Consider the following 11,679-nt stretch of genomic DNA (forward strand, 5'->3'; position numbering starts at 1 on the left):
TTTATAACTATAAAAATAGTTGAATTATTTGGAAAAGCAAGCCCCCATCATAAATATTACAATATAGTTGATTCATCTAATGAATAATTAATTGGGTTGGCAGCGGTTATTTATTTTTTGGCTTTGGCGAGGGTGTATTCGCCCCAAAAATCGTTGGGATAAGCCATAAGTATTCCCCTGGCACCTGCGCCGGCAACAGAAACAGATCCATCGCCCCGCATAACAAGTACCCGCCCACCTCCGGTAATTTGCAGCGTTGCCCCCTTTGGGGCTATTCCGTTAAGCCTGATGTTATAACTAAACTTCGAACTTTTATCTACTGATAAGCCAAGATATTTTAGCGGTATAGCTAACTCATAATTATAGTACAGCTTATTATCCAACAGCGCTTTCGCTTCAATTTCGTAATCATTATAAACAGATACCAGGGTATCGGTAATTTGCTTTATCCCGTTAAGTGCAATAAATTTTTGCTTTTCGGTAAGGCGTTTATTCATCCTGCGCATAAAAGTATCGGTTTTCAACTTTAGTAATGTGGTATCTGCAATACCTGCCGGGCGGCCACTCAGCGATACGCTGGGCGCGGCGTTTACTTCGTAAGTTGGAAAGGTAATGATAGCAGCATCTTTATCCGTTTTCTTTCCGGACTTGCTTATGGTGATGGTTACACAGCCACGCATCATTTTATGGATCAGGTCGGCATCTTCGCCATGAATAACAAAGTATAGTTTTTCATCATCGTTAGCAATGTTATACCAAACACTTGCCGATGTATTATACGCCTGAAAACGGTTAGCCCAATCGGCAGCGTTACCGTCAATAACAACACCTGCGGGTACGCGCATACTTACTTTTTGCACATCGGGTAGCTTTTGGGCCTTGGCGACTATACTGAAATATACCAGGCAAAAACACAGCGACGCCGTTTTGAGCAACAGGGGGTGATATTGTTTCATGAATGGGAGGTTTATATCGAACTATAAATATAGTTTTATTTTAGCAAGCAAAGAATTTTTTATATTGTTGAGTAGCGGTAAGCTTTGGGGAAATGGTTGATGGTGTTTAAGCTTATGGTCGGTGTTATCACTATAACTGCTCGGAAGATTTAAAAAAGCGTTGGGATTGAGCGATTCCCTCCCGACGGGAGGGTGTAGGGAGGGGTTTATGCGAGATTGAATCGTGCAATTTACCCCTACCCGCCACTACACAATTCAGCCGCACCCTTCCCGAGGAAGGAGTTTTGGTAGTTCTATTAATCTTCCGAACATCTGTGGTGTTATCACCGCACCATTTAGGGTTGGTGGTACAGTGATAACACCGACCACAGGCTGAATGATTGACTAAGTTTGTAATAACAATATCGTTTAATTTACTACAATTTCGTATATTTGTATTTCAAAAGTAATAAATACACAGATCCGGCAGCGCCCGCTGCAAATTGATCTGCTTCATTTTAACCCTCAAAAAATCCCACCCAAATGACAACCGTATTGACCCCAAAGCAACAAAAATTTTGTGATGAGTATTTAATTGACTTTAACGCTACCAAAGCCGCTTTGCGTGCCGGGTACTCGGGGCCGACGGCTTTGAGCGGACAGTTGATGCTGTTTCCGAAGATAAAAGCTTATTTATCTGAGCGTACCGAGCAGGTACAAAAGAAAGCGCAGGTAACACAGGAGATGGTAATTGCTGAGTTAATGAAAGTAGCTTTTGGCAATATGGGTAGTTTTTTTGGTGAGGATGGCAAGCCGAAAAACATGACCGAAATGACGGATGATGAAAAAGCTGCCCTGTGGAACATCCGCGTAAGCGAAAAAAATGGCGAGCTGACCATGACGATAAAGATGCATAATAAAATGGCTGCTTTAGATAAGCTGGCAAAGTTTACTGGTTTGTATGAGCATAAAGAACCGCGTAAAGTGGAATATGTGCATTTGAGTAAGGAACAGATGGATCATCTGGATGCTTTTGATGATGAATCTTTCAAAGAGAAGGAAGAAGATGAGGATGATTTTGAATATGATAATGATAAAAAGGAATCTGAAAGCCTGGATGACATAGAAACACGAGAAGTTAGTGAAAAGGAAATACATGTTAACGCGGTACGCGAAACTGAGCTGCGCTGCAGGCGGGAGTTTGAGAATGAGTTAGCCGTAATAAAACAGCATTATGCTGATATGGCGGAAAAGCGGTTGGTGGAGGAAGCGAAAAAGATAGGTGTGCCATCGCGAAAGTTTGTGGAGATGATGAGGGGGCATGGTTGATTGAGTTGTGAGTTGCGGGTGTTTGTTGGAAAGTTTTAAGGTTGTAATGTGATTTGCTTCGGGGATTGCAAATCCCCGGTAATTAGGGTCGAGGATTGGAAATCCCGACCAACCGATGATGAGGGGGCATGGTTGATTGAGTTGCGGGGGCTTTGGAATAAGGATTAAGGAGCAAGGAATAAAGATAAATGAGTGTCATGCTGAGGGGATCGAAGCATGTGTACGGTGGGGTTTGTCGCGCCCACGTGAATGGGACTATATTCGTTCTTCGACAAGCTCAGAATGACAGCATTGGGAGGATAGGAAGTGCCATTTTTACCTTTTGAATTATGTATGCAAGGAGTGCTTCTATCGGCACTACGTGGTAATCTCTGGGAAAGGTATCGAACTATGCAAGACGTGAATGCCCGTAGTGATGGCCACGCTGTCGCTCGCCATGACATGGTGGAATATACCTGTTTTTACCTGTTTTTTTTAATTTGCACATAGGCACATTTACTCATTTGCACATTAAGTAAGTTAGGTATATTTGTGGCTGATTAAAATGAATACCATCCACAGCATGATCCAACTACTTACACCCACCCACTGGAAAGATTACGAACTGATTGACTGCGGTGATTTTGAAAAGCTGGAACGCTTTGGCAACCTGATATTGATACGCCCGGAGCCGCAAGCTGTTTGGAACAAGGGATTGAGCGAGGCTGAATGGCAAAAGCTACACCATATTAAATTTAAGGGCCGCTCGGCAACATCGGGCGAATGGGTAAAAAAGAACAATAACCTGCCCGACCGCTGGAATATTGAGTACCAGAATAAAGATGTAAAGATTGGCTTGCGCATGGCGCTCACCTCGTTCAAACATGTAGGCATGTTCCCGGAGCAGGCTGTAAACTGGGATTACATATCGCAAAACGTAAAGAAATTTAAAACAGCCCAACCAAAGGTATTAAACCTGTTTGCTTATACAGGTGGTGCATCGCTTATCGCGAAAGCGGCCGGGGCGGATACCACACATGTTGATTCGATAAAGCAGGTAGTTACCTGGGGAAATGAAAACATGGAACTATCGGGCCTGAAAGATATCCGTTGGGTAGTTGAAGATGCCCTGAAGTTTGTGAAACGTGAAGTAAAACGTGGCAAAACCTATAACGGTATTATATTAGACCCACCCGCTTACGGCCACGGACCTAATGGCGAAAAATGGAAACTGGAAGATAGCCTGAACGAAATGATGCACGATGTAGTAAAACTACTCGACCCTGAAGAGCATTTTTTGATATTGAATACCTATTCTTTAGGTTTTTCATCGGTAATTGTACAAAACCTTATTCAAAGCGCTTACCCCAAAGTGCAAAACCTTGAAATTGGTGAGTTATACCTCCAGGCAACTGCAGGCTCAAAATTACCGTTAGGTGTTTTTGGCAAGTTTTACAAACACAGGTAGCACTTGTTTTAAAATACAACTAACAAAAAAGCACACATTGTTAAAAACTTTTAATTAAACAATTTAACTACTGTAGTATCTTGCACTGGTGTAAATATTACCCATATTAATTCAAATGAAATTGAAAACCCTCCTATCCGTAATCGCGTTATCGTCATCGGTTATTGCTTTTACCAACTGTAATTCGGGCGCTAAAACCGCCACCACTGCAAGCAACGATACAACAAAAAAAGCGACCACTACCACAGCCAAAGCAACCACGGATACCGAAGTTGTTGCCAAGGTAACGTACCCGCCTTTGGATAAAGCCAAATACGATGCGGCTATAAAACTAAACGCACACGGAGATACCACAGGTAAATGGCCGGTTAAAGGCCCCTACCCCGGCGATGGAGCAATATTACCCTTTAAACGCGTAGTTGCTTATTACGGCAACCTATACTCAAAAAAGATGGGAATCTTAGGTGAATTACCACCAAAAGAAATGATTTCGAAATTAGCAGGCGAAGTTAAAGCCTGGGAAAAAGCAGACCCTGCAACCCCTGTTCAGCCTGCCTTACATTATATAGCGGTTGTTGCACAAGGCGATGGTGGTAAAGATGGAAAGTTCCGTTACCGCATGCCTTTCAAACAGATAGACAGTGTATTGGTGCTGGCTAAAAGAGGCCATGCCATTGTGTTTTTAGATGTGCAGGTATCTTTAAGTAACATACAAACTGAATTGCCATTATTGGAGAAATACCTGGCTATGCCAAACGTACACTTTGGCATGGACCCTGAGTTTTCGATGAAAGACGGCAGCAAGCCGGGCAAAAAGATAGGTACTTATGATGCTACAGATATCAACTTTGCATCGAACTATTTAGCTGGCCTGGTTAAAAAATACAGCCTGCCTCCGAAAATCTTAGTTGTACACCGCTTCACTAAAAAAATGGTAACCAACTACAAAAACATTAAATTACACAAAGAAGTACAAATTGTAATGAACATGGATGGCTGGGGTGAGCCTGACCTGAAAACAGGCACTTACCGTAACTTTATTTATCCGGAGCCGGTACAATTCACAGGTTTTAAATTATTCTATAAAAACGATCTGAAGAAAGCGCCTAACCACATGCTTACACCTACCGAAGTGTTAAAATACAAACCTTATCCTATTTATATCCAGTATCAGTAAAACCTGCCGGTATGTTGATCTTAAAAAAGCTTCCCCACAAGGGAGGCTTTTTGTATCTAAAAGTGCTTAACTTTAAACTATGAAGAAGAGCTATTTGTTGTTCATCGCGCTACTTAGCCTGATGGCATTTAAACCTGTAAACAAACCTAAAGACCGGGTATTAATATTCAGCCTGACCAAGGGCTTTCACCACGCCAGCATTGCTGATGGGATAGCGGCGATAACGCAATGGGGTACTGAAATTCAGTTTGATACCGATACCACAACCGACCCGGCTAAATTTACCGATGCTAACCTGAAACAATACAAAGCAATCATTTTTTTAAGCCCAACGGGTAATGGCTTTTTTACTGATGATGAGAAGGCAGCATTCCAAAAATACATCCATAATGGCGGTGGTTTTGTTGGCATACATGCCGCTACTGATTGCCTGTACGATTGGGAATGGTATGGTAAACTGGTAGGCGCCTATTTTGTAAAACATCCTAAAATACAGGCAGCCACTTTGCATACAACAGATCAGAACCACAGCACAACAAAAGGCTTACCCGCCGAATGGACGCATACCGATGAGTGGTATAACTTTAAGGACATTAGCCCTGATATTAAACTGCTGGTAACTGTGGATGAAAAAAGCTATACCGGTGGTACCAATGGCGATGTGCATCCTATATCCTGGTATCAAAAATTTGAAGGTGGCCGCGTATTTTATACTGCACTCGGGCATACTAAAGAAGACTATACCACAGATACCCTGTTTAAAACACATGTATTGAGGGGGATTGCATATGCCTTAGGGAGAAAGAATTAAAAAGCCCCCTGGTTATTGATCAGGAGGCTATATATAATGATCCCCGTTAAAAGGGTACGTTTCAATTATTGAATGCTTACCAGCATCAGATCTGTACCCTGGGCATTATCTTTAGTTTTGCAGATCAACGGAAAATCGGGATTATTCAATATCCACATTTCCCCTTTGCCGTTGGTGGCTACTGCATGGTAAACATCTAATGTTTTGTCGCCCATTTTTACTTCACCTGTGCTGTCCTTAGTAACAGTAAACTTTAGGTCATCATACTCAAAGGCCATATTTTTCACCATTTCAGCATAAGCCGATCTTGATATACACGCAACGGTTTCATAAGTTGGCAATTTGGTTAACTGATCCGGGTCGGGAGCTTTCATCGTCACACCTTTACCCTCAGCTAATGCCTTCGACGACATTTCGTAGTTACCCGAGCCAATGCCTTCGATAGACCAATCTATCTTTATCGGATCGCCAAGGCTGTTAAATGTTAACGTTAATGGCAGGTCTTGCCCGTTCAAGGTGTAGGTATAAGTTATTACTGAATTACCTTTAATTGTGGGCACAATACTTTGTGCATATACGGCTGTACATAGTACAAATGCCAGTATAAGGAGTGCTGATTTTTTCATGTCCGGTTGTTTTTTTTACTTGTTGTTTATATGCTATATTATGACATGCTTTACATAACAAAGTTTAACTGTAACCGTATTGTTATATTCATTAATATAACTTCGCCATATAACAATTGCATTTAACAATAACCATTCCGTTAAATACTTGAAAAATAATCAGACTTTTGCAGGATGACATACTTGGCAAACTTTACTTTGAGCATATGCGATATTACCTGGTAGCCGGCGAAGCATCCGGCGATCTGCATGGCGCCAACCTGATGAAAGAGTTGAAAAAACTTGATACCAATACAGACTTCAGGTACTTTGGTGGCGATTTGATGCAGGCCGAAGGCGGCGAACTGGTAAAACACTATGCCGATATGGCCTTTATGGGCTTTGTGGAAGTTGTTGCCAACCTCAATACTGTTTTAAGCAATCTTAAATTTTGTAAACAGGATATTTTAAGTTGGGCACCTGATGTTTTGGTGCTCATAGATTTCCCGGGCTTTAACCTTAAAATAGCAGATTTTGCCAAGCAAAAAGGCATAAAGGTATGTTATTACATATCGCCAAAAGTTTGGGCATGGAACCAAAAGCGTGTATTAAAGATAAAACGATCCGTTGATCACCTTTTTTGCATATTGCCCTTCGAAGTTGACTTTTACCACAAATGGGGCATGGAGGTTGATTACGTAGGCAACCCGCTATTGGACGCGGTAGCCGCCTTTAATCCGGATATTAACTTTGCTCACAATAACCATCTTGCCGATAAACCGATCATCGCTTTATTACCGGGCAGCCGCAAGCAAGAAATAAATTACTTGTTACCCGATATGCTGGCGTGCGCCAAGCAATTTCCCGACTATCAATTTGTTATAGCGGGTGCACCATCGTTTAATGCCGATTATTACACCCGCTTTTTTACCGACGGGCAACCTGTACCCATTGTATTTAATGCTACTTATAATTTACTGCACCAGGCAAAGGCTGCAATAGTGGCATCAGGAACTGCTACGCTCGAAACTGCTTTATTCCACGTTCCGCAGGTGGTAGTTTATAAAGGCAACGCGGTAACTATTGGTATTGCAAGATTGCTGATCCGCATTGGGTTTATATCGCTGGTGAACCTCATTATGGACAGGCAGATAGTGAAAGAACTGATACAGGGTGATTTTACAACCCAAACCGTTGAACAGGAGTTAAAACTACTGTTGCAGGATAAAACCTACCGCGATACGATGCTTGATAATTATACCTTGTTGGATGAACGCATGGGTAAGCCCGGTGCATCTGCAAAAACTGCATCGCTTATTATCAAATATGCTTTAAAACAATAAATCCCGGCTTTGGGCCAGGATTTGGGTTTCATAGGTAGATGTAGAATATATGTTGATCAGGCAGCCGATAAAGTATCGGGTTCCATCCCTTGTTTGATGCTATTCAATAATTCACTTTTAGCAGAACGGATCGCTTTCAGATCGTTCATTAAAATAGTTTTCAGATCATTATCAAAACGTACAAGCAATTTGCTAACTGAGGTTTTTTTAAAGGTTTTCATAGGTCGAAATTTTATGTTTTTAATTTTTTTGTTCTGTATCACTTTCATCTTCGGGTGTCAGGTTTTCTTTCCTACGCTCTGCTTCCTTTAACTGACGTTCAATCTGTTCTTTATCACGTTGGTCTGACGGCGCTTCCGGATCCTTAGGGTTTTCCCACTCCTTCTCTTCTTCAGGCTTTATTGATTTAGCTAACATCGTATTCGTTATTTGATAAATGTATTGCCAATTAAATGCCAAACTTTTTCACCGCCTACGCCTGTTATCAGAAATACGGAATTTACACGACAAACAGATGTATCGATCTTAAAAATTGATCAGCAATGACCATAACTGATAAAATTTAGTTTGTAAAAAGCTACACCTTGTCGGCTGTATCAGTCAGTCACCACACAGATACCGGGCTTACATTAGCATTATTGCGAATGTCTACCATATTAACAATGCCATGAAATAGCCTCCGGACATAGTGGTACAGCTAAAATTAAATTAATATTGAAAATGTAATTAAAAATTAAATTAATTAATTTAAACACTATGTCACTTTCCCTGTTGTATCATTATAAAACAATAAGCAACTATGGAAACCAAGGAAGAAACATTAGACATTTTAAATGACCTGATCAGGATCAATAACGATCGTATAATGGGCTATGAACGCGCGATCAAAGAATTACAGGATGAAGATGCCGACCTGAAAGCGCTGTTCACAAAAATGATAGGGGAAAGCCATAATTTTAAACTGGAACTGGGTACCGAGGTGCAAGCCCTTGGCGAAGATATGACCACAGAGGCCACTACCGCGGGCAGCATTTACCGCGCCTGGATGGATGTTAAGGCGGCATTTACCGGGCACGATCGTGAATCGATCATTGCTGCCTGTGAGCGTGGCGAAGATGCTGCAAAAAGTGCCTACAGAGCAGCGCTTGAAGATGATGAGCTACCCGCATTTTTAAGCGAGATCATTTTAAGGCAATCGGCTATACAACAAGCAGCCCACGATCAGATCAAAGCTTTGCGCGATGCTTCATAACCAATATAATCATGCTTGATATGATAAAAGGCTTCACAAAAATTGTGAAGCCTTTTTTTATCTGCGGCGTTGTGGCGAACCTGAACCCAGGTAAAAACGGAACCCGGTTCCGGCTTTAAATCCATTATCATATGATATGCAATACATTGCCCTGATAAACAGGTATTGCAGGCCAAAGCCCAGTTCGGTATAATTATGTAATCCGGGAGTTGAAAGGTAATTCACATCAACTATTTCCTGCAGCTTTAATTTTCTGATCAGTGGTATCTTATTCATCAGGAAGCCTGAAAAATTATGCTCCAGGTGCCCTTCAAAGTACTTATCAGCTGTACTGTATTTGTAATACGGCAGTAATAAAAAATGGTTGATGCCGGGCTCATACAATTGTAACTGGTTACCTGCAAAATGCTTATAATCGATAAAGTAAATGCTGTTTACATTAAAAAATGCACCCGCGTTAATATAGAATGAGGTTTTGCCATATAAACCCATACCGATATCAGACTTGGCAAGATCAACTGATAGCTGGCTATAATCAATATCCGACCCGAATACCCCTTTAACACCCATCACATAACTTAAACCCAGTGTTGGGTATTTTGACGGGTAGTATCGCCTGCCATTCGGCATGGTTTGGTATTTATTACTAAAATCATAAGTGGTACGCAGGCCAAGCTTAAAGGCGTTGCTTGTGCCAAATAAAGGCTCATCAGAATACGGTTTAAAAGGGTTATTACTAGTGTATTCTCCATCCTTTTGAAAAGCGAAAGATGTGGTATTGGCCAGCCATTGCCGCTTTGATAGTTCAGCGCTTATGCTGGCTATCCAGCCACCTGTTATACGATGGCCTAAGGATATTTGGGCAAACTGTTTATCATAAAACTTTTCAAAGTTCATGCGCTCTTTCAGGCTATACAGTGTATTTTGCAGCCTGCCGAAAGCGTTTTGATTATTGATATCCAGCACGTCCGAGCCTACCCTAAACCCTAAATTGTACAGGCCCAATGGTAAATTACCACCAATGCTTCCATGTACTTTCTGACTGGCAAAGCCATATCTCAATTTGGCATCTAACCTTAAGAATCTATTGTTTAAGCTATCTATTTGCTTCACAAAAGAAGCTCCGTAATCTATCACAAAACCTTCTACCGTGTTAAAAGACATAGAGCCTAAAAGCGAATTGAAATGGTAGTACTCCTTATCGTACCTGTTATTGTGGTTATAGCCGCTGCCAAAAAGCAAAGAGGTTGCCTTTAACTTATTATTAACCCTGTCAATAGAATCCTGGTAAGGTTTCGATTCACGCTTTTTAGCCAGGATTTCTTTCTTAGCATAATCTGTTTGCTCTTCGAGGGTTAACGGTATCGGCCTGATGGTATCCCAATAGGTGGAGTCTTTCTTGTTCACCTCTTTAGTGATACGCAATACCTCATTAAATTCCTTTCTGGAAATTACAGGGTTCAGGTCATAATTTTTATAAAGCGCGATAAAATATCCGCCAAAGCGAAAGCCAAAAAAACCACCTGTAAAATCAAATTTAACCGATGCCGGCATCCAAACCGATTTGTTTACCGGGTAAAACTGTTGGTTTATTTTAACGGTATCTACAAAGTTTATCCCTGCTTTTTTAGTAATGTACAAATCTACCCCATAAATGCGCCAGCTGCCATCTAATATGTATATAACACCTTCAAAAACAGGGTCGTAACCACGGCGGGGTATTACCTCTATTTTATTGATAGTTTCGCCGTTTTCAACCGTGGTCCCTAATAGCTTATATTTATAATAAAACATGGCATTGGCACCTATGGGCGAAATTAAAGGACGGGTGCTCACCCCCTCCCAATTCTGAATGCTTTCGTAAAAGTTGGTATTAATATCTGATGCACGGTTAAAGCTAAAAGCGTTATTGCGGCCTGATACCTTTGATGATATCATTTCTTCGTGCACCAGGTCCGGTTGCATAAACGTAAATTTTGATTGCGACTCCGACAGGTAAATAATTCCCCTGCGGTTTGAATCCAGGCCGTTCTCGCGGGCTACCTTATCAATATCAGCGCCCAAAAACTTTTTAGGTGCTGCCAAAAGCTTTTGCAATCCTTTAATATATACCCCGCAACTGTAGGCATTTACTTCCTTTAAATAATAAGGGCGCTTTTTAATTGTTTTACGGATAATAGCATAGGCAGGGTCTTCGCCATTTGCAGTTATGTTTACATTTTTAAGCTGGTAAGCTTCCGCGGCAAGCGTAACATCAATTTTCTGATCAGTCTTTACAGTTACTTTATGGCTTTCCTGGCGAAAGCCAATGGCGCGGTACAATATTTCATACTCACCGGGGCTTAGCTGTAGCTGATATTTACCATCACTATTGGCCGATGTGCCCTTGGTTGTATTTTTAACATAAATAGTAGCAAAGGGTACCGGATTTTTATACTGATCGGTTATTGCACCGCTAACGGTAACCGTTTGGGCCGATAGTTTAAAACAAAAAAATAAAAATGCAAAAAAAGTTAAGGTTGGCTTCATTCATTCAATTTTATTGAAGATGAATATAGCACTAAAAAGGTTGCACGTTCATTTTTATACTGTTAATTATAGTTAAAGTTTAAAAAACACCCTTTAAATAGCATGTAAAAACTTAATACCGTTTGGTATTTTAAAAATATTTTAAATGGTATTTTTTGAAAGTGTTAAATATTTGTTAAATTTGTTACGATTATCACATCTGCAAAGAGTACTGGTTAAAATTTTTACAGTATGTGACATAAAAATTACAA

The 11,679-nt window shown here is 40.9% G+C and carries 11 protein-coding genes; 6 read left to right on the top strand and 5 right to left on the bottom strand.

The genetic code is table 11. From position 1 onward, the window contains the following. Positions 1-110 precede the first annotated feature (110 nt). Complete coding sequence (locus KXQ82_RS14785; protein ID WP_219489191.1) at positions 111-956, bottom strand: hypothetical protein; 846 nt, start codon at positions 954-956, stop codon at positions 111-113. 522 nt (positions 957-1,478) lie between these two features. On the opposite strand from KXQ82_RS14785, the gene KXQ82_RS14790 reads away from it, so the two are divergent. The 4 genes from KXQ82_RS14790 to KXQ82_RS14805 all read left to right on the top strand — a co-directional run bounded on the left by KXQ82_RS14790 (position 1,479) and on the right by KXQ82_RS14805 (position 5,699). Next, positions 1,479-2,264: a terminase small subunit gene (locus KXQ82_RS14790; RefSeq protein WP_219489192.1), complete on the top strand. Its 786-nt coding sequence runs from the start codon at positions 1,479-1,481 to the stop codon at positions 2,262-2,264. 562 nt (positions 2,265-2,826) lie between these two features. After that, a complete protein-coding gene (locus tag KXQ82_RS14795; RefSeq protein ID WP_219489419.1) occupies positions 2,827-3,711 on the top strand; it encodes a class I SAM-dependent methyltransferase in 885 nt (294 codons plus the stop codon). 115 nt (positions 3,712-3,826) lie between these two features. Next, positions 3,827-4,888, top strand: coding sequence for a hypothetical protein (locus KXQ82_RS14800; RefSeq protein WP_219489194.1), 1,062 nt, complete (start codon positions 3,827-3,829; stop codon positions 4,886-4,888). A 79-nt stretch (positions 4,889-4,967) separates the two neighbouring features. Further along, positions 4,968-5,699, top strand: a complete 732-nt coding sequence (locus KXQ82_RS14805; protein WP_219489195.1) for a ThuA domain-containing protein — start codon at positions 4,968-4,970, stop codon at positions 5,697-5,699. A gap of 65 nt (positions 5,700-5,764) precedes the next feature. Here KXQ82_RS14805 and KXQ82_RS14810 read toward each other — a convergent pair whose 3' ends face one another. Next, entirely contained in the window at positions 5,765-6,325 is a 561-nt protein-coding gene (locus KXQ82_RS14810) for a hypothetical protein (protein WP_219489196.1), read from the bottom strand. 206 nt (positions 6,326-6,531) lie between these two features. Between KXQ82_RS14810 and lpxB the strand changes: the two genes are divergently transcribed. Continuing rightward, the gene (lpxB, locus tag KXQ82_RS14815; protein WP_219489197.1) at positions 6,532-7,647 is read left to right on the top strand and encodes a lipid-A-disaccharide synthase; all 1,116 of its coding nucleotides are present in this window, start codon (positions 6,532-6,534) and stop codon (positions 7,645-7,647) included. Between the two features lie 56 nt (positions 7,648-7,703). Here lpxB and KXQ82_RS14820 read toward each other — a convergent pair whose 3' ends face one another. Next, positions 7,704-7,868, bottom strand: a complete 165-nt coding sequence (locus tag KXQ82_RS14820) for a hypothetical protein (protein WP_219489199.1) — start codon at positions 7,866-7,868, stop codon at positions 7,704-7,706. Between the two features lie 19 nt (positions 7,869-7,887). Beyond that, entirely contained in the window at positions 7,888-8,064 is a 177-nt protein-coding gene (locus KXQ82_RS14825) for a hypothetical protein (protein WP_219489200.1), read from the bottom strand. A gap of 382 nt (positions 8,065-8,446) precedes the next feature. Between KXQ82_RS14825 and KXQ82_RS14830 the strand changes: the two genes are divergently transcribed. Continuing rightward, positions 8,447-8,899 (top strand): PA2169 family four-helix-bundle protein, encoded by a 453-nt coding sequence (locus KXQ82_RS14830; protein WP_219489202.1) that lies wholly within the window; start codon positions 8,447-8,449, stop codon positions 8,897-8,899. A 57-nt stretch (positions 8,900-8,956) separates the two neighbouring features. Here the strand turns inward: KXQ82_RS14830 and KXQ82_RS14835 are convergent, their stop codons facing one another. After that, on the bottom strand, positions 8,957-11,428 hold the full coding sequence (locus tag KXQ82_RS14835; protein ID WP_219489204.1) for a DUF5686 and carboxypeptidase regulatory-like domain-containing protein: 2,472 nt from the start codon (positions 11,426-11,428) through the stop codon (positions 8,957-8,959). Positions 11,429-11,679: the final 251 nt, after the last annotated feature.

Source organism: Mucilaginibacter rivuli, from assembly GCF_019391655.1.
Classification (GTDB): Bacteria; Bacteroidota; Bacteroidia; order Sphingobacteriales; family Sphingobacteriaceae; genus Mucilaginibacter; species Mucilaginibacter rivuli.

Bases quoted from the DNA above. Each gene is read 5' to 3' on its own strand.
- KXQ82_RS14825 (WP_219489200.1), bottom strand. From the start codon at position 8,064: ATGTTAGCTAAATCAATAAAGCCTGAAGAAGAGAAGGAGTGGGAAAAC.
- KXQ82_RS14830 (WP_219489202.1), top strand. From the start codon at position 8,447: ATGGAAACCAAGGAAGAAACATTAGACATTTTAAATGACCTGATCAGG.
- KXQ82_RS14785 (WP_219489191.1), bottom strand. From the start codon at position 956: ATGAAACAATATCACCCCCTGTTGCTCAAAACGGCGTCGCTGTGTTTT.
- KXQ82_RS14835 (WP_219489204.1), bottom strand. From the start codon at position 11,428: ATGAAGCCAACCTTAACTTTTTTTGCATTTTTATTTTTTTGTTTTAAA.
- KXQ82_RS14795 (WP_219489419.1), top strand. From the start codon at position 2,827: ATGATCCAACTACTTACACCCACCCACTGGAAAGATTACGAACTGATT.
- lpxB (WP_219489197.1), top strand. From the start codon at position 6,532: ATGCGATATTACCTGGTAGCCGGCGAAGCATCCGGCGATCTGCATGGC.
- KXQ82_RS14805 (WP_219489195.1), top strand. From the start codon at position 4,968: ATGAAGAAGAGCTATTTGTTGTTCATCGCGCTACTTAGCCTGATGGCA.
- KXQ82_RS14810 (WP_219489196.1), bottom strand. From the start codon at position 6,325: ATGAAAAAATCAGCACTCCTTATACTGGCATTTGTACTATGTACAGCC.
- KXQ82_RS14820 (WP_219489199.1), bottom strand. From the start codon at position 7,868: ATGAAAACCTTTAAAAAAACCTCAGTTAGCAAATTGCTTGTACGTTTT.
- KXQ82_RS14790 (WP_219489192.1), top strand. From the start codon at position 1,479: ATGACAACCGTATTGACCCCAAAGCAACAAAAATTTTGTGATGAGTAT.
- KXQ82_RS14800 (WP_219489194.1), top strand. From the start codon at position 3,827: ATGAAATTGAAAACCCTCCTATCCGTAATCGCGTTATCGTCATCGGTT.